The sequence below is a fragment of the Streptomyces sp. NPDC087428 genome, from assembly GCF_044744085.1.
Taxonomy (GTDB): Bacteria; Actinomycetota; Actinomycetes; order Streptomycetales; family Streptomycetaceae; genus Streptomyces.
In genome coordinates this window covers 172,339-193,788 of the sequence record NZ_JBIUXR010000017.1, presented here as the reverse complement: position 1 = coordinate 193,788, position 21,450 = coordinate 172,339, and the positions used below count along the sequence as shown (strand labels likewise).

Here is a 21,450-nt window from a genome sequence, read left to right as displayed (position 1 = left end):
CTCCTATTGCTATTGCCTGCCTTGGTCACCACCATCCTTGTCCGGGCCGGCTGTGCGCGTCTTGGTCGTCTGTGCACGGTTGCTGGTTACCAGTGCACGGGCGTTGTAGCCGTACGTCGCCTTGAAGAGCTTGCTGAAATGGGTGGGATCGGAGAATCCCCACCGGGCGGCCACGGCGGTGACCGTACGTCCGCTTCCGGTCAGCTCGGCCCGGCAGCGCTCCAGGCGGCGACGGCGGATCAGGGCCGCGACGGTGAGCGGCTGGTCCTCGAACAGCTTGTGCAGCCGGCGTACGGATATGTTGTGGGTGGCGGCGATGCCAGGCGGGGACAGATCGGGATCGGCCAGCCGGGTCTCGATGTAGCCGGCGATCCGGCTCCGCAGCCACTCGTCCGCGGCCGGTTGTTCGTCGCCGAGCCGGGCCTCCAGTGCGACCGCGATCAGCTCGACGACGGCCGCCGCCGACCGCAGCGCCTCCGCCTCGCGGAACTCGGTCGCCGACCACGCCGACTGCCGGGCCAGCACGGAGACGAGAGCGCCCGGGCCGTGGCTGCCGTCGATGCGTACGCCGATGAGCCGGTCGATCTGCGCGGGCCGGATCCGAAGCTCCCGGCGCGGAACCAGGATGGTGACGTGCGCCGAGGCGGTGCTCTCGAACCGGAGCGTACGCGTGGGATCGAGCAGTACCAGGTCGGTCGGCCCGAGTTCGGCGTCGCCGCGCCCTTGCTCGATCCGCGTCCGGCCCCGGGTCATCACCTTGACCGCCAGGTTCTCGCCGTCGGAGGCGTCGCGCTCCCGCCCGATGCAGGCGCTCTCGGGCGTGTCGAGGGAGACCAGCCGCAGCGGCCCGAGGTCACGGGTGGCGATCCCGCCCCGGAAGCCGGCCCCGGCCAGCTTGTTGATCAGCGGCGGAAACCCGCTGGCGGCCAGCTCGTCCTGGAACGACTCAAGGTTGCCGATCACCGGTCAATGATAACGGCGACACTTCTGCTCAGGCACGGTGTTCGGCGGGGGGTCACAGCGGCGCCGGCCCGCATCTGCTCTACCAGGCTCTGGTGCACGAGGTGGACGGATCAGTCGCGCCGGCGACCGACGGCCGAACGGTGAGCGCAGCACCGATATCGGAATCGGTGGTAACCGCCGCGATGGACTTCGAGATGTGTCCACGCTCGTTGGCGATCAACTGGAGTCCGCTGGTGGACGCGGCTGTGACGGCCGGCCTGCCGACACCCATAACCGCCGGCCGGGTACCGGGTTGCGAAGCCCCGTCGTCTTGAGCGCCGGCCGGTAACGTCTGGTGAGCACCACCGCAGTCACCGCCGCAAAGAACGCGGCAGCGAGGATCGCGCGTGGTCTTCGTGATCGCATGAACGAGTGTCTCTTTTGCCGGTCAGCCAGCGTTATGCGCGCACGACGCCGGGAAGCCGGGAATGGGAACGGCACCGACGCTCGGACCGATCGGACCTGCCGATCTGCGGTCGGCGGCATCGTTTCGACGTTCGAGGCCGGTCACTCGGTGTAACCCCGCGCGGTCTGGCGAGGTGGGTGAAATCGGGACTCTGTTCAAACGGCGTGGATGTCGATCAGCGGAGCCTGTCGATTGTTGAGCTCGCGGGATCGCGTTCACCAGCCCGGAACGCAGCGACCAGATCGCCCGCCGCAAAGCCAAGGGCTCCCGCGGCGGACGCCCACCCGCCTTCGATCCCGAGCGCTACACCGGCCGCAACGTCGTCGAGCGCTGCTTCAATCGACTCAAACAGTTCCGCGCGATCGCCACCCGCCACGCCAAACGCGTCACCTGCTACCGCTCAGAAATCATCATCGCCGCCATCGTGTTATGGCTGCGTGCCGACCTACAGGACACGCCCTAGTCCACACCAACCGTCGCCTCAATGGGGCCTGGACCCAGGGCTACGAACACGGCGTTCCCGTCAGTGACCTTGAACCCGTCGAGGTCGATGGCACGACCGGGACGCCGGCCCATTTCAAGCCGGACGAGTCGCTGGGTTCGGTGCCCCTGCCGGAGGATGGCGATCTTTCGCGCCTGGCCACAGCCTGGCCCCATCCAGAGGTTCAGGTCAATGACCAGCGGCTGCGGCGTCACGGGCTGAGGTCCGCCGACTGGAGTTGCCATCAGTGAGCGGCCGTTGGCTCTTCCGTTCGCTGAGGAAAATGACACGAAAGCGGGACTGTGTGACTGACACGACCGCGGAATCCGGCCTGAAAGTGCAGGTCACTGCAGCTCCAGAGGACACGGCTCGCCGGAACCTACAACCGACTGGGGGTGTCTGTGGGCATGAAGGAGGCCCTTGCCCGAGACCGGCGGATTCCAGGGGCCTTGGGGGTCCCAACGCGGGTGCTGAGACGGAGGCGCCGCTCGCGTAGCCGTGCAGGCCGAGGTCAGAGCCAGGACTCAACCAGTTCCCGAGGGATCTGTTCGGTATCGAGCCCACGCAGCTGCGCATGTATGACGTGGCACAGCAATTGCGCCGCCGCAGCGAAGATATGTTCCGAGGACTCGACCTCGTCATATCCGGCGCGGTCGACCGTAAGGATCCCCGGCGGCAGGGAAAGGCTGGTAGCAGCCGCCCCGAGAGAATCTGCTGCAGCGATGGCGAATTCCTCCGGCAACCCTGCCACTATGGGGCGTCCCAGCGTGCTGCGGCATACGGCCTGCCGCCCAAGGGACAATGGGTCGTCGGAAACAGGGACGATGCAATGCACATCCGCACCATCCGTAGGTGCGAATCCGGCGCCGAGCAGGGCCCGGGGGCTCATGCCTCCCTGCTGGCGTTTGATCTCAACAACAGCCCGCACCGGTAGCGGATCAACTGCAATCTGCCCGGCTCGGACATGCCTGTCCAATTTTTGAGTTCCAACGTACCGCGCCGTGAGTTCATCCAGCAGAACTGCTGCTCTGCGACTGCCGACTTCGACGATCATTTGTCTATTCCCCACGCCCGGAACCAGTTCTTGTTGAACCACTCTGGAAATTGTTTGATTACTTCTGGATCATAGTTCTTCATCGACGGGTGTTGGCGCAGGGCCAGTTCATGGGCTTCATCGTATGGCATTCCCGTGTCCATCAATCGGGATTCAGTCATCTCATGAGCCATGAAATTCTCCTCGCCTTCGGTCAGCGGCCTGCCGCTCCTCACGGCCTCTCGTACGCGTTCAATCATTGCCTCGTTCGGCGGCCACGGGTCGCCGAACCGCGACGTGAGGTGATGTTCGACGGCATCGATGTCTTGCTCGGTATAGCTGGGCCGTCCCTCATGTCCGGGAGGATCACCGCGCGATGAACCGCCGCCCTCCTCCGGGCCGGTGCCTGAAGCCCCGACCCCCATGAGGAGGATGCCGGCGATTCCGAGGTTGGCAGCCGCGCTGGCTGCGGCGGCGTCCAGGGCGAGTACGCCGCCGCCGACGACGGCGAGGGCACCCGCCTCGGGGAGGAAGGTCAGGAGGGAGAACAGGAAGAGGATGAGGCCCAGGTATTCCAGGGATTGGTTCAGGGCTTCGAGCAGGTGCGCTGCGGGGATGATCTCGCCGGTTGGGCCCGCATCCCCAAGTCCGCGGTAGAGCAGAAGGATTCCGATGACGGCGGAGCAGGTGATGGTGGCCAGGCGTAACCGGTGTACGGCGAGGTTCTCGCCCCGCGGCTGAAGTGCGGCGGCCCGCCAGGTGCGGAGTAGCAGGGCCAGGCGCCAGGCGATCCAGGCCAGGGCCGCGACGGCGAAGCCCAGAAGGATCTTCGGGCGGGGCCCGGTGGCGAGGTAGTGCTGGAGGCCGGCGGTGGAGTGGAAGGAGCCGATGCCGAGGAAGAGCACGGAGGGGATCATCAGGGCGGCGGGGATGAGCCACAACAGCCGCCTGTGGCGGGGGGCACGGTGCGCGGTGAGCACGTCGCGTACGTTCAGGGCCTTCCAGGCGTGGGAGTCATCGGTGGCGTCGATGCGCGATGCGATCTGTGTAACCGCCTGGCGCAGAGGTTCACTCTCCTCGGACGGGGCGAGGGCAGTGGCGTAGAGGAGGGAGCGGCGTGCGCGGATGAAGCGCGCCGTGATGACCAACGTCCAGGGCAGGCGGTGGGCGGCGTAGCGGATCAGGGCCGCCGCACTGTCTCCGTCGGCGCGTTCCGTAGTCAGCCATACCCCCGGCACCTGGCGCTTGCCACGCCGCAGGTGATAGCGGTCCACCAATCCCGCCAGGGCCAGGCAGAGCAGGGGAGTGGCCCAGGACTTGGAGTCGAGGTCCGCCAGCCAGCTGCCGGCCGAGGCAGCCTCCGGATGCTGGGCTGCGTAGTTGTTGACCGTGTGGTGGGCGATCCCGGCGGCCACCGGGAGAACGGAGAGCAGCCGCCACGGGCCACGTGTGCGCATGAGGATCCCGATGCCCAGGCCTGCTGCGGCCGTCCACATCAGGTGGGAGAAGGTCGCGGTGCCCGCCGGGGCGGCCTGACCCATGTCCAGACTGTCCACCGGGGCCGGCAGCCAACTCGTCACCACCCTCTGCACACCGGGGATGTAGGGCGGCGAGAGACTGTCGGGAATCACCCAGCCACCTGGGCGGGCAATCGCCCGATGGCCGTCCAGGCTGTACCGCAATACCCCTTCCAGCAGCCCGAACCCCGCTCCCAGGCCCGCGCCCAGCACCACGAAGTCGGTGACGCCCCACTGTCGGCGCACCTTCGCATACAGGCCCGCCAGCAACAGCGGGGTCAGCTTGATCAGTTCCTCCACCCACGGGGCCATCGTGTAGCTGGTGGTGTTCACCACCTCCACCAGCGGCAGCCCCGACTGCTCCGTGTACAGGCGGGTGTACGCCAGCTCGATCAGCCCTGTCACTACTCCGCACCCGTACACCCCCACCACGATCGCCAGCAACACCGTGGAGAGCCGCACCGAACGCGCCAGACACGACAGCGCGAAGATCTGCAGCACACCCCACACCGCGGCCACCGCCATCAGTACCGCCACACGCCCACCCCTAACGCCTCACAGCAAACAGCAATTCGCTATCGCGAATGTGATGCTAGGATGTCAAGCCGTCAATGAGCAAGCATAGATTTGCAGTTGTCCGAAATGCTGTGCCAGCAGAGTTCTCGCCATTGCATAAGCGTGATCATGGTGAACGGCTGATGCTGCCCGCTGGCTGGACTGATGTCGGAGGGCGGGCGCACCGTGTGAGTGGCCTGTCGGGCCTGCGCGTAGGCGGCAGCGAGCCGCCAGCGAAGCGTGCGGCGTGGGCGCGGCATGAGGCGAAGACGGTATGTGGCCAGAGAGATGCCGGGCACGGAAGCGCTGAGCTTCCGTGCCCGGCACGCCGCCGCGGGTCAGGCCTCGGCGTTGGCGGTCGCGGCCTCCTGGGCCTGCTGCCCGGCCCGGACGACGCGGCGGCGGGACGGGACGCCGAGGGTCGGGTTGGCGACGGCCCAGGCCGCTCCCCTGCACACCAGCTCCTTGTAGACGGCGGCGAGCCGGCCTGTCAGGGCTGCCCGGACGGAGCGGTCGTCGGCGGTGACGTACTGGATCACGCCCTCCTTGCGGCCCAGCGAGATGCACTGGTTGAAGTAGCGGGGCGGCGTGTTCGGGAGCTTGCCGCCGGTCAGGCGTGCCGCGATGCTGTCGGCGGCCCGCCAGGCGGCTGGGGCGGCCGAGGCGCAGGACATCCGGAGGGGTTTGTCGCCGGGGCCCATCGCCATCGCGGCGTCGCCGATGGCGTACACGTCCGGGTGCGAGACCGAGCGCATGGTCGCGTCGACGACGATCTGGCCCGTGTCGCTGACCTCCAGGGCGGTGGCCCTCGCGATCGGGTGGACCGCGAAGCCGGTGGTCCAGACGGTGACCGCGGCCGGGACGGACGTGCCGTCGGCGGTGGCGACGCGGTCGGCCTCGACGCCGGTGACGGCGGTGTTCTCGTGCACCGTGATGCCGAGCTCGGCGCAGACCTTCCGCAGGTGCCCGCGGCCCTTGGGCGAGAGCCAGTCGCCGAGTTCGCCGCGGGCGGCGAGGGTCACGTCGAGGTCCGGGCGGAACTCGGCGATCTCGGTCACGGCCTCCAGCCCGGTGAGTCCGCCGCCCACGACGACCACGGGCTGTCCGGCCTCCAGGCGGGCCAGCCGTTCGCGCAGCCGGAGTGCGCCGGGGCGGCCGGCGATCTCGTGGGCGTGCGCGGCGGTGCCGGGGACGCCCTGGGTGTTCCAGCTGCTGCCGAGGGCGTACACGAGGCTGTCGTACGTCAGCTCCCGTTCTCCGGCGCTGTTCGGCTCCCTGACGGTGACCGTCCTGCGGTCGACATCGATGCCGGTGACCTTCGCGAGCTTCGGCTCGACCCCGGTCCCCGCGAACATCTTGCTGAGGGGCCGGGGCCTGAGGTCCTGGCCGACCGCCAGCTGGTGCATCCGGACCCGCTCGACGAAGTCGGGCTCGGCGTTGACGAGGGTGATCGCGACGTCTTCGCGGCGCAGGCGCTTGGCGAGGCGTCCGGCGGCGGTGGCTCCGGCGTATCCGGCTCCGAGAACGATGATTCGATGCTGCATTTCCCTGCTCCTGTCTCGCGCGGGTTCGCCCCTTGAACCGGGCAGCCCGCCGCTTCCTGACAGGAGCAGCGTGTGATGTGCGTCACATCGAGCTGGGAGGCGTCAGGGCTAGAAGGCGTTGAACAGGGGTTCTCCGTGGTCACCGGCGGCCGCCCAGTGCTGGGTCGCGCGTTCGAGCTTGTCGGGGTTGGCCTGGCTGCGGATCGCGGCGATGCCCTCGGTGGTGATCTCCAGGCACATGATCCCGATGACCCGGCCCTCGAAGACCGCCACGACGGCGGGGGCGCCGTTGGCGGTCGTGACGTGGACCTCGGGCGATCCGCCGACCAGGGTGCGCTTGGCCTTGCCCGGTTTGAACAGGCCTCGTATGAACGTCGCGACCGCGAGGGCGCCCTCGAACGCCTTGGTACGGGCCGGGACCTTTCCGCCGCCGTCGCCGATGGAGACGGCGTCCTCGGTGAGCAGCCGCACGAGCGGCTCGGTCCTGCCACTGGTGGCGGCCGTGAGGAACTCCTCGACGATCCGCCGGGTGGCGGCCTCGTCGACCTCCGCGCGGGGCTTGCCCTCCGCGATGTGCTTCTTGGCGCGGTGGAAGATCTGCTGGCCGGCGGACTCGGTGATGTCGAGGATCTCGGCGATCTCCCGGTGCGAATGGCCGAACGCCTCCCGCAGCACGTACACCGCCCGCTCGTTGGGGGAGAGCCGCTCCATGAGGGCGAGCACCGCGTACGAGACCGATTCGCGCTGTTCGGCGGTGTCGGCGGGCCCGAGCATCGAGTCCCCGCCGAGCAGCGGTTCGGGCAGCCACTGGCCCACATAGGTCTCGCGCCGGGCGCGGGCCGAGGTGAGCTGGTTGAGGCACAGGTTGGTGAGGACCTTCGTCAGCCAGGCCTCGGGGACCTCGATCCGGCCGACGTCGGCGGCCTGCCAGCGCAGGAACGTGTCCTGCACGGCGTCCTCGGCCTCGCTCGTCGAACCGAGGAGACGGTAGGCGATGGCCTCCAGGCGGGGCCTGGAGGCCTCGAACCGGTCCACGTCCTGCACGGTCAGGTCCATGCGCCGCATCCTAGTCCCGCGCCCGTTGTCAGTCTCCGGTCGTAGGGTTCGCGCATGGAATGGCAGTGCACCGGGCTCCGGTGGCCCGGGGAACGGGGCGGTCCCGTGCTCGGGTGGCGGAAGGGGCGCGAGGTCCGGGGGAGCGCGCTGGCGTACGGGACCGGGTTCGGGTTCCGCGCCGAGGGCGTCCGGGGCTGCGCCGGGGCCCGGGGGAACGCGTGCCCGGTGGCGGCCGTGGTGGCCCCGCGGAGCACCGGGGGCCGCTGTCCGGAGTGCGGGCGGCTGGACCGGGCCCATTCGGTGGCGGCCGACACGATTCCCGATGACCCGCGCACCTACCGCGTGTACCTGGCCTGGTTCGGGCCCGGGATGGTGAAGGTGGGGATCACGGCCGAGGAGCGCGGTGCGGCCCGGCTGCGGGAACAGGGGGCGGTGGCCTTCAGCTGGCTGGGGCGGGGGCCGTTGATGGCCGCGCGCCGGGCCGAGGAGTTGCTCCGGGCCGCGCTCGGGGTGCCGGACCGGATTCCGTACGCGCGCAAGCGGGCGGTGCGGGCGGAGCTCCCGGGGGCTGCCGAGCGGGCCGGTGAGGTGGGCGCGCTGTACGGGCGTGCCGCCGCGCTCGACGGGGGCGGCTGGCCGGAGGCGTTGGAGCGGCTGCCCTTCGAGGCCGTCGACCACGCGGGGATCTTCGGGATCGGCGAGGGCACTGGGGTTGGTGGTGCTGGTGAGAGTTGTGGGGTGGTGCGGGCGGTGACCGGGCTGGTGGGCGGGGGTGCGGTCGCGGGGCGGCTGGTCGCGGCGGCCGGGCCCGATCTGCATCTGGAGACCGGTGCGGACGGCATCGTCGTGGTGGACACCCGGCTGATGACCGGCTGGGCGCTGGCGGCGGCCGGTCCGGAGGCCGGGGTGAGTGTGCCGACCGTCGCCGTCGGGGGCGGCGTGTCGCAGGACGGGCTGTTCTGAGATCGTCGGTCGGACGGACGGACGGACGGACGGACGAGCGAGCGTGCGTGCGGTCGGGGCCGGGCGGAGACCGCGCCGACGGATGGTCTGCCCAGTGGGCTGTCGGGCGAACGCGCCGGCGGGCGATCGGATCAGCGGAGAAGGAAGGGGTGCCGGATGAGTGAGGACCTTGCGGGCCGCGACGACGTGGTGCGGTTCTGGGAGCGGCTCGGGCTGCCGGGGCTCATCGACGTCCATACGCACTTCATGCCGGAGCAGGTGCTGCGCAAGGTCTGGGCCTACTTCGACTCCGCCGGTCCGCTGACCGGGACGGAGTGGCCGATCGCCTACCGGCACGACGAGGACGAACGGCTCGCGCTGCTCCGCTCGTTCGGCGTCCTCCGGTTCACCTCGATGCTCTACCCGCACAAGGCGGGCATGGCGGCCTGGCTGAACGGCTGGGCCGCCGGGTTCGCCGACCGGGTGCCCGACTGTCTGCACACCGCCACCTTCTTCCCGGAGGAGGGCGTGGAGCGGTACGTGGCGGAGGCGGTCGGGGCCGGGGCGCGGGTCTTCAAGTCGCACCTCCAGGTCGGGGCGTACGACCCGAACGATCCGCTGCTGGACCCCGTGTGGGGGCTGCTCTCCGAGGCCGGGGTCCCGGTCGTGACGCACTGCGGTTCCGGGCCCGCCCCCGGGAAGCACACCGGCCCGGAACCGATCGGCCGGCTGCTCGCCAGGCATCCCCGGCTCCGGCTGATCGTGGCGCACATGGGGATGCCGGAGTACGCGGAGTTCCTGGCGCTCGCGGAGGCGTACCCGCAGGTGCGGCTCGACACGACGATGGCGTTCACCGACTTCACGGAGGGCTTCACCCCCTTCCCGAAGGCGGAGCGGGGGCGGCTCGCGGCGCTCGGGGACCGGATCCTGCTGGGGACGGACTTCCCGAACATCCCGTACCCGTACGCCCATCAACTGCACGCCCTGGAGCGGCTGGAGCTCGGGGACGACTGGCTGCGCGCGGTCTGCCACGACAACGCGAAGGCGTTGTTCGACTGCTGAACCGGTACTGCTGAGCCGGGCCGGTACTGCTGAACCGGTACTGCTGAGCCGGGCCGGTACTGCTGAACCGGTACTGCTGAGCCGGGCCGGTACTACTGAGCCGGTACTGCCACCGCCTTTCCCGGGCTTTCTCAGGGAATTCACAGAATCGGGAAAGAACTCTCTCAGGGGCGTCTCACAGGCTTGGGGCCATGACGACGACCACCTCGCCCCAGGGGCGTACCGAACTGCTCAGGCCGGACCGCAGCCCCGTCCGGGTCCTGGTCGTGGACGACGAGGCCCCGCTGGCCGAGCTGCTCTCCATGGCGCTGCGCTACGAGGGCTGGGAGGTGCGCAGCGCCGGGGACGGCGCCGGTGCCGTCCGTACCGCCCGTGACTTCCGGCCCGACGCGGTGGTCCTCGACGTGATGCTGCCCGACATGGACGGGCTCGCGGTCCTCGGCAGGCTGCGCCGGGAGCTCTCCGACGTACCGGTGCTGTTCCTGACCGCGCGGGACTCCGTCGAGGACCGGATCGCCGGGCTCACGGCGGGCGGCGACGACTACGTCACGAAGCCGTTCAGCCTGGAGGAGGTCGTGGCGCGGCTGCGCGGGCTGATCAGGCGGTCGGGTACGGCGGCGGTGCGCAGCGAGTCGACGCTCGCCGTGGGCGACCTGACGCTGGACGAGGACAGTCACGAGGTGAGCCGGGGCGGTGCCAACATCCACCTCACCGCCACCGAGTTCGAGCTGCTGCGCTTCCTGATGCGCAATCCGCGCCGGGTGCTGAGCAAGGCGCAGATCCTGGACCGGGTCTGGAACTACGACTTCGGCGGCCAGGCCAATGTCGTCGAGCTGTACATCTCGTACCTGCGCAAGAAGATCGACGCCGGCCGGACGCCGATGATCCACACCCGGCGTGGGGCGGGATATCTCATCAAGCCCGGTGAGTGACCGCGTGCGGCGGCTGCGGAAGGGGCCGTGGACGCTGCGGACCCGGCTCGTCGTCTCCGCGGTGACGCTGATCGCGGTCGTCGCGGCCGTGATCGGCTCGGTCACCGCCATCGCCTTCCACAGCTACATGTACGGGAAGCTCGACGACCAGCTGCGCGACATCGCGGTCCGGGCCGAGCGGATGCCGGGTGCGCCCGTGCCCGGTGGGCTCAAGAACAAGGAGCCGCTCGGATTCATCGGCGGCGGAGGCCAGCCGTTCAACACGTTCGGCGTCGTCCTCGCGGACGGTGCGGTCACCGACTCGGTGGTCGTGAAGTCCGGCGGGCCCGGCGTGCAGCCGAGCAACGAGCCGCTGACCGGGGCCCAGCAGGACGTCCTGGAGGCGGCCGGGATCCGCGCCGACCGGAAGGCGCACGACGTCGAGCTGCCCGGACTCGGCGGCTACCGGGTGGAGGCCGTCGCCACGCCCGACGGCACGACCGTCCTCGTCGGGATTCCCACCGCCGAGGTCAGCACGGCCCTCCGCACCCTGATCCTCGTCGAGGTCTGCGTGACCGGGGCCGGGCTCATCGCCGCCGGGATCGCGGGCGCCGCCATCGTCACGGTCGCCCTGCGGCCGCTGCGCCGGGTGGCCGCCACCGCGACACGGGTCTCCGAGATACCGCTGCACAGCGGCGAGGTCGCCCTGTTCGAACGGGTCCCGGAGACCGAGGCCGATCCGCGCACCGAGGTCGGCCAGGTCGGCGCGGCCCTCAACCGGATGCTGGGCCATGTCGGTTCGGCCCTGGAAGCGCGGCAGAAGAGCGAGATGCGGGTCCGGCAGTTCGTCGCCGACGCCAGCCACGAGCTGCGCACCCCGCTCGCCTCGATCCGCGGATACGCCGAACTGACCCGGCGCGGACGGGAGAACACCGGCCCCGACACCCGGCACGCGCTCGGACGGATCGAGTCCGAGGCCGAACGCATGACGGGCATGGTGGAGGATCTGCTGCTGCTCGCCCGGCTGGACGCCGGACGGCCGCTCTCGTACGAGAGCACCGATCTGTCACCGCTCGTCGTGGACGCGGTGAGCGACGTCCGCGTCGCGGGCCGGACGGCCTCCCCGGACGGGCCGGGGCCCACGCACCACTGGCGCCTTGAGCTGCCCGAGGTGCCCGCGACCGTACGGGCCGATCCGACCAGGATCCAGCAGGTGCTGGTCAACCTGCTGGCCAACGCCCGTACGCACACCCCTCCCGGGACCACGGTCACGGCCCGGGTGTGCGCCGCGGACGGCCATCCCTGGGTCACCCTGGAGGTCCGGGACAACGGGCCCGGTATCCCGGCGGAGCTGCTGCCGCACGTCTTCGAACGGTTCGCCCGCGGGGACGCCTCGCGCTCCCGGCACGCCGGGTCGACGGGGCTCGGCCTCGCGATCGTGCAGGCCGTCACCACCGCGCACGGCGGTCTCGCCGAGGTGCGGTCGGTACCGGGGGACACGGTGTTCGCCGTCCATCTCCCGGCGGATCCCGGGTACCCGGGATCCACGCCCGGCGTCCCCGCGCACTCACAGGACGGCCACAGGCTCAGCACACCGGCGTGACAGCGCGGTTGGCGAGTGTCGATGTCATGCGAACCGACACTCCTTGGGGCACCCTGCCGGCCCGGGAACACCTCCTGGCCGGCACGGGCGACACGGCAGGTGCCCCCGTACTCGACGTGGTGGTACCCGTCTACAACGAGGAGAAGGACCTCGAACCGTGTGTGCTGCGGCTGCACGACCATCTGGAGCGCACCTTCCCGTACGCCTTCCGGATCACCGTCGCCGACAACGCGAGCACCGACCGGACCCCGCAGGTGGCGCGGCGGCTCGCGGCGGCGCTTCCCCGGGTGCGGTCCTTCCGGCTGGAGGAGAAGGGCCGGGGGCGGGCGCTGCGTACGGTCTGGTCGCACTCGGACGCCCCGGTCCTCGCCTACATGGACGTGGATCTGTCCACCGATCTGAACGCGCTGCTCCCGCTGGTCGCCCCGCTGATCTCCGGCCACTCCGACCTGGCCATCGGCTCCCGCCTCGCCCGTAGTTCGCGGGTGGTGCGCGGGACGAAGCGGGAGTTCATCTCGCGGGCGTACAACATCATCCTGCGCTCGTCGCTGGCCGCCCGGTTCAGCGACGCGCAGTGCGGGTTCAAGGCGATCCGCCGCGATGTCGCGCAGCGGCTGCTGCCGATGGTCGAGGACACCGGCTGGTTCTTCGACACCGAGCTGCTGGTGCTCGCGGAGCGGGCCGGGCTGCGCATCCACGAGGTGCCGGTCGACTGGGTCGACGACCCCGATTCGACGGTCCACCTCGTGCGGACCGCGACCGATGACCTGAAGGGCGTCTGGCGGGTCGGGCGCGCGCTGGCCGTGGGCGCGCTGCCGCTGGACCGGCTGGCCCGGCCCTTCGGCGACGACCCGCGCGACCGGGGGATCGGCGGGGTGCCGCGCGGACTGGCCCGGCAGCTCGTCGGGTTCTGTGTGGTGGGCGCCCTCTCGACCCTCTTCTACCTGGGCCTGTACTCGCTGTTCCGGCTGGGCGTCGGCCCGCAGCTCGCCAATGGGGGCGCGCTGCTGGTGTCGGCCGTCGCCAATACGTCGGCCAACCGGAGGCTCACGTTCGGGGTGCGCGGCCGGGGCGGGGCCGTACGCCATCAGGCGCAGGGCCTGGTGGTCTTCGCCATCGGGCTCGCGCTGACCAGCGGTTCGCTCGCCGCGCTGGGGGCGGCGACCGGAGCGCCCTCGCACTCCACCGAGCTCGCCGTGCTGATCGCGGCCAACCTCGCGGCAACGGTGCTGCGCTTCCTGCTCTTCCGCGCCTGGGTCTTCCCGGACCGCGACGGCGCTGGGGACCTCCCGGCTTCCGTCCCCGCTCCGGCCGCCTCCCCGGCCCCCGTCCCGGCCGACGACACCCGCAACGACCTGAGGAACGTCCGATGACCACGCTCCATCCCGATCATCTCCCGTCCCCGCCGGACGCGCCCCCGCCCGCCGCCGCTCCCGTGGACCACGGGCGCCCCGGCCGGTCGCTGCCGCACCGTGTGTGGCGGGGGCGGCCGGAGGACCCCCGCTGGGCGCGGCCGGCCTTCCTGGCCATGCTGCTGGTCATCACGGTGGCCTACCTGTGGAACCTCAGGGCCTCCGGCTACGCCAACTCCTTCTACTCCGCGGCCGCGCAGGCCGGCAGCCAGAGCTGGAAGGCCTTCTTCTTCGGCTCGCTGGACTCGGCCAACGCCATCACCGTCGACAAGCCCCCGGCCACCCTGTGGCCGATGGCCCTGTCGGTGCGCGTCCTCGGCCTCAGCTCCTGGGCGATCCTGCTCCCGCAGGTGCTGATGGGCGTGGCCACGGCCGGGGTGCTCCACGCCGCCGTGCGCCGCCGGTTCAGCGCCGCCGCCGGACTGATCACCATGGCGGTGTTCGCGCTGACGCCCGTCGCCGCGCTGATGTTCCGCTTCAACAACCCGGACGCGCTGCTCGCGCTGCTGATGACCGTCACGGTCTACTGCGTGCTGCGCGCGATGGAGGACGGCCGCACCAAGTGGCTGGTGTGGGCGGGCGTCGCGGTCGGGCTGGCGTTCCTGTCCAAGACCCTTCAGGCGTTCCTGATCCTGCCGCCGCTGGCGGTGCTGTACGCGGTGTTCGCACCGGTCTCCGTACGGAAGCGGTTCGGCCAGCTGGGGCTGTCGGCCCTGGCGATGGCCGTCGCGGGCGGCTGGTGGGTGGCGATCGTCGAGCTGTGGCCCGCCTCCTCACGTCCGTACATCGGCGGCTCGCAGAACAACTCGTTCCTTGAGCTGACCTTCGGCTACAACGGGCTCGGCCGGATCAACGGCGAGGAGACCGGCAGCGTCGGCGGCGGGGGCGGCCCCGGCGGCGGGTCCGGTGGTCAGTGGGGCGAGACCGGCCTCGGCCGGATGTTCAACTCCGAGATCGGCAGCCAGATCTCCTGGCTGCTGCCCGCCGCCCTGATCCTGCTGGTCGCGGGCGTCTGGCTGACCTGGCGGGCCAAGCGGACGGACGCGGTCCGGGCGGCCTTCCTCGCCTGGGGCAGCTCGCTGCTGATGACCGCGGGCGTGTTCAGCTTCATGGCCGGCATCTTCCACCAGTACTACACGGTCGCCCTGGTCCCCTACATCGCGGCGCTGGTCGGCATGGGCGTCACGGTCCTGTGGGAGGAGCGGTCCCGCTGGTGGGCGGGGGCCACGCTCGCGCTCACCGTCGCCGCGACGGCGCTCTGGTCGTACGTGCTGCTGGGGCGGACCCCGGACTACCTGCCGTGGCTGCGGCCGACCGTACTCGTCGCCGGGCTCGTGGGCGCGGTGGGCCTGCTGCTCACGGCCCGGCTGGGACGCCAACTGGCGCTCGCCGCCGTGGGGCTGGGCTTCGCCGCGTCGCTGGCCGGACCGGTCGCGTACACGCTGAACACGCTGAACACCGGGCACCAGGGCTCGATCGTGACGGCCGGCCCGTCCGCCGGCGGGATGGGCGGATTCGGCGGCGGTGGTGGCGGGCGCGGCGGCCCCGGCGGTGGCATGAAGCCCCCGACCGGCGGCCAGGGCGGACAGCCCCCGACCGGCAACCAGCAGGGCCAGGGCCAGGGCCGACCCGGCACTCCGCAGCAGGGTCAGCAGCCTGGCGGGCAGCAAGGCCAGCAGCAAGGCCGGCAGCCCGGTGCCGTGCCCGGTGCGGGTGAAGGCTTCGGTGGCCGTGGCGGCGGCGGCGGCGGTGGCGGCATGGGCGGGCTGCTCAACGGCGCGTCCGTCGACGCCGCGGCCAAGAAGCTGCTGGCCACGAACGCGGACGACTACACCTGGAGCGCCGCGGCCATCGGCTCGCAGAACGCCGCGAGTTACCAGCTCGCCACCGGTGACCCGGTGATGGCGATCGGCGGCTTCAACGGCAGCGACCCGTCCCCGACGCTCTCCCAGTTCAAGAAGTACGTCGAGGACGGCCGCATCCACTACTTCATCTCCGGCGGCGAAGGCGGTGGCGGCATGGGCGGCAGCAGTGGTACCTCGTCGAAGATCTCCACCTGGGTGGAGGCGAACTTCAAGAAGGTCACGGCGGGCAGCGCCACGTTCTACGACCTGACCCGGCCGACGGAGAACGGCTGAGGATCAGCGCCGCAGCAACAGGTCCGCGACAACGGGGCGGTGGTCGGAGGCGAGTGTCTCGGCCACCGCCGCGCCGCGTACCCGCACGGTGTCCTTGGACACGGCCACGTAGTCGATCCGCTGCACCGGGTCCTGCGCCGGGAAGGTGGGGGCGCCCGGCTCGATGTCCGTCAGCTCCTCCCACAGCGGGGCCAGCTCCGGGGCGGTCGGGGCCGCGTTGAAGTCGCCGAGCAGGATCTGCCGTACGGGCCCCCGCTCCTCCTTCCGGTCCTCGGCCATGATCCGGCGGGTGTCGGCCACCTGGGCGGTCCGTACGGACGGGTCGCCCCGGTAGTCGAGGTGCGTCGCGTACACGTGCACGGGCAGCCCCTTCACCCGCAGCACCACCTCGCCGAAGCCGGGCCCGGGTGTCGGCACCGGGTTCGGGTCCTGGGTGGAGAGCCGGGTGATGTCGTGGTTCTCGGCACTCACGATGCGGTACCGGGACAGCACCGCGACCCCGAACTCGCGCCGCGGCGCACCCGCGGTCGCCGGGTCGAAGCTGTAGATCGGGGCGAACGAGACCCTCATGCCGAGCCGCCGGCCCAGCTCGCCCGCCAGGTCCCGCCACTCGCTGCGGGCACCCCAGTGGACATCGACCTCCTGGAGCCCGATGACGTCCGCGTCCAGCGAGCGGAGCTCGGCGACCTGCCGGTCGAGATCGAAGACGTTGTCCATGCCCGCACCCGCATGGATGTTGTACGTGGCGACCCGCAGAGGCACCAGCCGCTCCTGCCCGTGACCGTGCCCGGCAGCCGTCGCGGGAGGCACCAGCACCGTCCCCAACAGGCCCGCGGCAAGCAGGATTTCCACCGTACGGCGACGCAGTGACATACCACTCCAGCCCTTGTCGGATCAGCGATCGGCACCGTACCGCGGGAAAGCCGGTTGTACGCCCGACGGGAGCAGCTATACGGTGTACAACCCATCCCCTGTACACCGTATAGGGCCATGATCGAACGTCCGGGAGTCCGTATGACGGCGTCCGCCGCCGAGCAGAACCACCTCTCGCCGACGAGCCATCCGCAGCGCTGGCTGATCCTCGGTGTCATCTGCCTCGCCCAGCTCACCGTGCTGCTCGACAACACCGTCCTCAACGTCGCGATCCCCTCCCTCACCCGCGAACTGGACGCCTCCACCGCCGATGTGCAGTGGATGATCAACGCCTACTCGCTCGTCCAGTCGGGTCTGCTGCTGACCGCCGGCAGCTCGGCCGACCGCTACGGCCGCAAGAAGATGCTGATCACGGGACTGGCGCTGTTCGGCGTCGGCTCGCTGGTGGCCGGGCTCGCCCAGTCCTCCGCGCAACTGATCGCCGCACGCGCCGGTATGGGCATCGGCGGCGCGCTGCTGATGACCACGACGCTGGCCGTCGTCGTCCAGATCTTCGACGACGCCGAGCGGGTGAAGGCGATCGGCATCTGGTCGACCGTCAGCTCCCTCGGCTTCGCCGTCGGCCCGCTGATCGGCGGGGTCATGCTCGACCACTTCTGGTGGGGCGCGATCTTCCTGATCAACATCCCGGTCGCCGTGATCGGCCTGGTGGCCGTGGCGCGGCTGGTGCCGGAGTCCAAGAACCCGACCGGGGAGCGCCCCGACCTGCTCGGCGCGCTGCTCTCCACCATCGGCATGGCCGCGGTCGTGTACGCGATCATCTCCGGACCTGGGCACGGCTGGACCTCCGGCCAGGTGCTGCTGACCGCTTTCGTCGGGGTCGCCGTCCTCACCGGATTCGTGCTGTGGGAGCTGCACATCCCGTATCCGATGCTGGACATGCACTTCTTCCGGAACCAGAAGTTCATCGGCGCGGTCGCGGGCGCGATCCTGGTCGCGTTCGGGATGGGCGGCTCGCTGTTCCTGCTCACCCAGCAGCTCCAGTTCGTCCTCGGTTACGGTCCGCTGGAGGCGGGTCTGCGGACGGCTCCGCTGGCCCTGAGCGTCGTCGCGCTCAACCTCACCGGGCTGGGCGCGCGGCTGGTGCCCAAGCTCGGCACGCCCGTCACCATCGCCTCCGGGATGGGGCTGCTCGCCGCCGGCCTGGCCGCGATCGCGCTGCTCGGGCGGCACGGCTACGGCGGCATGCTGCTCGGCCTGCTCGTGATGGGCGCGGGCATCGCGCTCGCCATGCCCGCCATGGCCAACGCGATCATGAGCGCGATCCCGCCGGAGAAGGCGGGCGTCGGCGCCGGGGTCAACGGCACCCTCGCCGAATGCGGCAACGGCCTCGGGGTCGCGGTCCTCGGCGCCGTGCTGAACTCCCGGTTCGCCGCGCTCGTCCCGACGGCCGTGGGAGCCGCCTCGCTGCCCGCCGCACTCGCCGCCGCGAGCGGTGCGGGCGAGCGGCAGCGCATCACGGACGCCTTCGCCTCGGGTCTGGAGACGAGCCAGCTGGTCGGTGCCGTCGCGGTGCTCGTGGGCGGAGTGCTGGCCGCCGTGCTGCTGCGCCGTGCGGAGCGGGGAGAATCGGCTCAGGCTGACCCGGCCGCGGTAGCGGCATAGCATCGGGCGGGACGTTCCGGACCGTACGACTCCGGTTTTTGGGCAGGGAGTACGTACCCGGTTCGTCCCGCCGGCGAGACAAGGGAGTGCGCCATGGTGTCCGCGGCCGATCGCGTGAAGAACCCTGCCAGGACCAGCGTGTGGCTCGACGGCAGGGCACCGACGCGCAGCCGGAAATCCGACCAGCCGGCCGGTCTCGACCGGGAGAAGATCACGGCGGCGTCGGTCCGGCTGCTGGACGCCGAGGGCCTCGCCAAGTTCTCCATGCGCCGCCTCGCCGCCGAACTGAACGTCACGGCGATGTCCCTCTACTGGTACGTCGATACCAAGGACGACCTGCTGGAGCTGGCCCTGGACTCGGTCTTCGAAGAGATCGCGCCCCCGCGCACGGACGCCGACTGGCGCGAACGGCTGCGCGAACTGGCCACCAGCTACCGGAGCATGCTCGTCCGGCACACCTGGGCGTCCGCGCTGGCCGGGAACTTCCTGAACATCGGCCCGCACTCGCTGCTCTTCTCGTACGCCATGCAGGACGTCATCCGGGCCACCGAGCTGCCGCTGCGGCACCAGACGGGCGCGATGTCGGCGGTCTTCCAGTTCGTGTACGGGTTCGGCACCATCGAGGGCCATGTCGTGCAGCGGTCCGCGGACGCGGGACTCAGCCAGGACGACTTCTACCGGCAGGCGCTGGGCACGATCCGCGCCCAGCCGCAGCTGAAGGACCTGATGGCGTCCTCGCAGAGCCTGATGGAGGCGCGTGGCGGGGACACCGTCGAGGAGATGCGCGAGCGGGACTTCACCTTCGCCCTCGACCTGCTGATCGCGGGCATCGAGGCGATGCGCGGCCGGGGATAGCCGGGGGCCGGGGCCCTCGGCGGCCGTCCCCCGCCCTCCCGGGCCGCCGGTACGCGCCCGGCGTCAGTAGCCGCGTGCCGGGTCCACGGCGAGTGCCGGGACGCGGCCCGCGACGAGGTCCCGCAGGCACGCCGCGAAGTCCGTGACGATGTCGTCGTCCGCGGTGATGCCCGCGGAGTGCGAGGTCACCACTGTCCGGGGCAGCCGCCAGCAGCGGTCACCGGGTCCCGCGGGCTCGTCCGCCAGCACGTCGAGCACCGCCCGCCCCACCGTCCCCGCGTGCAGCGCGGCCTCCAGCGCCGCCAGGTCCACGGTCGCGCCCCGGCCCACATTGATGAACGAGGCGCCGCCCATCGCCGCGAACCGCTCCGCCCCGAAGCGGCCCGCCGTCTCCCCGGTCAGCGGAAGCGCGGCGACCACCCAGCGGGCGTCCACCTGCTCGTCCGGACCGGCCACCGCGTCGAAGCCGGGCGGGACCGCGCGCGGGGTGCGCACCACGCCCACCGTCCGGATGCCGCAGGCCCGCAGCAGCCCCGCGACGGCCGAGCCGATCCGGCCGGTGCCGTGGATCAACGCGGTCTGCCCGGAGACGAGTTCGCCGGGGACGCGGCGCCACTCGGCCCGCGCGTGCCGCGCCGTGAACTCCGGGACGGACTGGCAGTCGGCCAGCACCCACGCCAGCACGTACTGCGCGATCCGCTCGCCCATCCGGCCCACCGTCCGGGTGAGCAGCGCCCCGGACGGCCACGGCCCGGCATCCAGCACCGCGTCCGTACCGGCGTTCACGCTGTGGAACCAGAGCAGCCCGTCCCCGCGCAGCGCCCCGGGCAGCGCCGCCCCCACGTACACGTAGGGACCGTCCGGGACGGCGGGGTCCGCGCCCGTGCGCTCCACCGGCCGCCCGGCGATCCGCTCCAGCGAGCGGACCACGGGGTCGGCGAGGCCGGGCGCGGCCAGCAGCCGCGCCCGCGCGAGATGTGCGGTACCGGCCGGCGGGACGGCCACCGGGCCCGTCACCAGGTCCGTCGGCCGGCCCGGTATCCGGTCAGTCATCGGAGGCGAGCCGCGCCGGGAAGCCGCCCGTCGCGACGGGGCTCCAGCGCTCGGGCGTGATCCTGATGATCGACTTGCCCTGTTTCACCATCGCCGCCCGGTACTCGTCCCAGTCCGGGTGCTCCCCGGAGATGTTCCGGAAGTACTCGACGAGCGGCTCGACCGAGTCCGGTGAGTCGATCACCTCGGCCGAGCCGTCGATCTGCACCCACGGCCCGTTCCAGTCGTCGGACAGGACGATCAGGCTCACCCGCTCGTCCCGCTTGGCGTTGCGGGTCTTGGCGCGTTCCGGGTACGTCGAGACGACGATCCGGCCCGCGTCGTCGACGCCGCAGGTGAGCGGGGAGCCCTGGGGGCGGCCGTCGGACCGGGTGGTGAGCAGGATCGCCCGGTGCCTGGGGCGTACGAACGCCAGCAAGGCGTCGAGTTCCACGGCGGTGTTGGTCGCGATGTTGGATGCCATGGAACAGACCCTACGACCGCGGGCGGTTACGCGGCCGGAAGGGAATCGCCCTGCACGGCCTGGATGTCGAGCTCCACCCGGAGCGTCGTGCCGATCGCCGAGATGCCCGCCTGGATCACCTGGTTGTAGTTCATGGCGAAGTCCTCGCGGCGGAGCTCGGCCGTCGCCCGGAACGCCGCGCGCACGCCGCCCCACGGGTCGGGGCCGGTGCCGAGGTAGCTCAGGTCGAGGTCGATGGGGCGCGCCACCCCGTGCAGCGAGAGCTCGCCGTGCACGGTCCACCGGTCGGGGCCGGCCGGGGTCAGTCCGCTGGAGCGGTACGTGATCTCCGGGAACCGGTCCGTGTCGAGGAAGTCCGGGGACCGCAGGTGCTTGTCCCGCATCCCGTTGCCGGTGTCGATGCTGGTCGCGCTGATGACCGCCTCCACCCGGGACCGCTGCACGTCCTCGGCGATCTCGATCCGGCCGCCGAACTCGGTGAACCGGCCGTGCACGCTGGAGATCCCCAGGTGCTGGGCGACCGCCGCCACGGAGGAGTGCGCCGGGTCCAGTGACCAGGCGCCCGGCGGCGGCAGCTCCACACCGCCCTGGCGGGCCAGTACCACCGTGCCCGCCTCGACCCGGCCGCTCGCCGTGACGAGGGCGGTCGAGGCGGCGGGCGCGTATCCGACCGCCGTCACGATCACGGTGTACGCGCCGGCGGACAGCTGGGTGTCGGCCCGCACCGCCCCGTCCTCGTCGGCGGCGGCCCGCAGCACCTGCGTACCGGTCATGTCGGTGACCGTCACGACCGCGTGCTGGACGGCCCAGCCGTCCCGCGTCCGTACCTGTGCGCGAAGTCCCATCCCGTTTTCTCTCCTTGCTCAATGACCCGCCCGC

Annotated in this window: 17 protein-coding genes and 1 pseudogene; 9 read left to right on the top strand and 9 right to left on the bottom strand. The window is 71.2% G+C overall.

The genetic code is table 11. The annotated features are described in order from the left end of the window. Nucleotides 1–9: 9 nt before the first annotated feature. Nucleotides 10–963: a helix-turn-helix domain-containing protein gene (locus ACIO3R_RS32135; protein WP_024494954.1), complete on the bottom strand. Its 954-nt coding sequence runs from the start codon at nucleotides 961–963 to the stop codon at nucleotides 10–12. A gap of 647 nt (nucleotides 964–1,610) precedes the next feature. Here ACIO3R_RS32135 and ACIO3R_RS32130 point away from each other — a divergent pair. Further along, nucleotides 1,611–1,871 (top strand): annotated as a pseudogene (locus tag ACIO3R_RS32130) (IS5/IS1182 family transposase); the annotation flags it as partial. Between the two features lie 529 nt (nucleotides 1,872–2,400). Here ACIO3R_RS32130 and ACIO3R_RS32125 read toward each other — a convergent pair. From ACIO3R_RS32125 to sigJ, 4 genes are all read right to left on the bottom strand, one after another. After that, complete coding sequence (locus tag ACIO3R_RS32125) at nucleotides 2,401–2,943, bottom strand: hypothetical protein (RefSeq protein WP_402110526.1); 543 nt, start codon at nucleotides 2,941–2,943, stop codon at nucleotides 2,401–2,403. Next, complete coding sequence (locus ACIO3R_RS32120; protein ID WP_402110524.1) at nucleotides 2,940–4,976, bottom strand: PrsW family glutamic-type intramembrane protease; 2,037 nt, start codon at nucleotides 4,974–4,976, stop codon at nucleotides 2,940–2,942. The genes ACIO3R_RS32125 and ACIO3R_RS32120 overlap by 4 nt, the downstream gene beginning before the upstream one ends. Nucleotides 4,977–5,332: 356 nt before the next feature. After that, nucleotides 5,333–6,538 (bottom strand): NAD(P)/FAD-dependent oxidoreductase, encoded by a 1,206-nt coding sequence (locus ACIO3R_RS32115; protein ID WP_402110523.1) that lies wholly within the window; start codon nucleotides 6,536–6,538, stop codon nucleotides 5,333–5,335. 108 nt (nucleotides 6,539–6,646) lie between these two features. Next, nucleotides 6,647–7,594 (bottom strand): RNA polymerase sigma factor SigJ, encoded by a 948-nt coding sequence (gene sigJ, locus ACIO3R_RS32110; RefSeq protein WP_385038637.1) that lies wholly within the window; start codon nucleotides 7,592–7,594, stop codon nucleotides 6,647–6,649. A 54-nt stretch (nucleotides 7,595–7,648) separates the two neighbouring features. Between sigJ and ACIO3R_RS32105 the strand changes: the two genes are divergently transcribed. The 6 genes from ACIO3R_RS32105 (at nucleotide 7,649) to ACIO3R_RS32080 (ending at nucleotide 15,662) form a co-directional block, all read left to right on the top strand. Continuing rightward, nucleotides 7,649–8,557, top strand: a complete 909-nt coding sequence (locus tag ACIO3R_RS32105; protein ID WP_402110521.1) for a DUF2797 domain-containing protein — start codon at nucleotides 7,649–7,651, stop codon at nucleotides 8,555–8,557. A 156-nt stretch (nucleotides 8,558–8,713) separates the two neighbouring features. Then, complete coding sequence (locus ACIO3R_RS32100; RefSeq protein ID WP_402110519.1) at nucleotides 8,714–9,598, top strand: amidohydrolase family protein; 885 nt, start codon at nucleotides 8,714–8,716, stop codon at nucleotides 9,596–9,598. A 191-nt stretch (nucleotides 9,599–9,789) separates the two neighbouring features. Continuing rightward, nucleotides 9,790–10,530, top strand: coding sequence for a response regulator transcription factor (locus ACIO3R_RS32095; RefSeq protein ID WP_363023030.1), 741 nt, complete (start codon nucleotides 9,790–9,792; stop codon nucleotides 10,528–10,530). Between the two features lie 13 nt (nucleotides 10,531–10,543). Then, nucleotides 10,544–12,112, top strand: a complete 1,569-nt coding sequence (locus ACIO3R_RS32090) for an ATP-binding protein (RefSeq protein ID WP_402110543.1) — start codon at nucleotides 10,544–10,546, stop codon at nucleotides 12,110–12,112. A 26-nt stretch (nucleotides 12,113–12,138) separates the two neighbouring features. Beyond that, nucleotides 12,139–13,485, top strand: a complete 1,347-nt coding sequence (locus ACIO3R_RS32085) for a glycosyltransferase (protein ID WP_385347814.1) — start codon at nucleotides 12,139–12,141, stop codon at nucleotides 13,483–13,485. Beyond that, nucleotides 13,482–15,662, top strand: a complete 2,181-nt coding sequence (locus ACIO3R_RS32080) for a glycosyltransferase family 39 protein (RefSeq protein WP_402110517.1) — start codon at nucleotides 13,482–13,484, stop codon at nucleotides 15,660–15,662. Before ACIO3R_RS32085 ends, ACIO3R_RS32080 begins: the two co-directional genes overlap by 4 nt. Before the next feature lie 3 nt (nucleotides 15,663–15,665). On the opposite strand, the gene ACIO3R_RS32075 is transcribed toward ACIO3R_RS32080, so the two are convergent. After that, nucleotides 15,666–16,535, bottom strand: coding sequence for an endonuclease/exonuclease/phosphatase family protein (locus tag ACIO3R_RS32075; RefSeq protein WP_402110515.1), 870 nt, complete (start codon nucleotides 16,533–16,535; stop codon nucleotides 15,666–15,668). A gap of 141 nt (nucleotides 16,536–16,676) precedes the next feature. On the opposite strand from ACIO3R_RS32075, the gene ACIO3R_RS32070 reads away from it, so the two are divergent. Beyond that, a complete protein-coding gene (locus ACIO3R_RS32070) occupies nucleotides 16,677–18,200 on the top strand; it encodes an MFS transporter (protein ID WP_385038643.1) in 1,524 nt (507 codons plus the stop codon). A gap of 93 nt (nucleotides 18,201–18,293) precedes the next feature. Then, entirely contained in the window at nucleotides 18,294–19,055 is a 762-nt protein-coding gene (locus tag ACIO3R_RS32065) for a TetR/AcrR family transcriptional regulator (protein ID WP_385038620.1), read from the top strand. 63 nt (nucleotides 19,056–19,118) lie between these two features. On the opposite strand, the gene ACIO3R_RS32060 is transcribed toward ACIO3R_RS32065, so the two are convergent. Genes ACIO3R_RS32060 through ACIO3R_RS32050 form a run of 3 tightly spaced genes read right to left on the bottom strand, consistent with a single transcriptional unit; the run spans nucleotide 19,119 to nucleotide 21,416 of the window. Further along, entirely contained in the window at nucleotides 19,119–20,108 is a 990-nt protein-coding gene (locus ACIO3R_RS32060) for an NAD(P)-dependent oxidoreductase (RefSeq protein ID WP_402110513.1), read from the bottom strand. After that, nucleotides 20,101–20,571, bottom strand: coding sequence for a PPOX class F420-dependent oxidoreductase (locus tag ACIO3R_RS32055; protein ID WP_385038615.1), 471 nt, complete (start codon nucleotides 20,569–20,571; stop codon nucleotides 20,101–20,103). The genes ACIO3R_RS32060 and ACIO3R_RS32055 overlap by 8 nt, the downstream gene beginning before the upstream one ends. A 26-nt stretch (nucleotides 20,572–20,597) precedes the next feature. After that, complete coding sequence (locus ACIO3R_RS32050; RefSeq protein WP_402110512.1) at nucleotides 20,598–21,416, bottom strand: YceI family protein; 819 nt, start codon at nucleotides 21,414–21,416, stop codon at nucleotides 20,598–20,600. Nucleotides 21,417–21,450 lie beyond the last annotated feature (34 nt).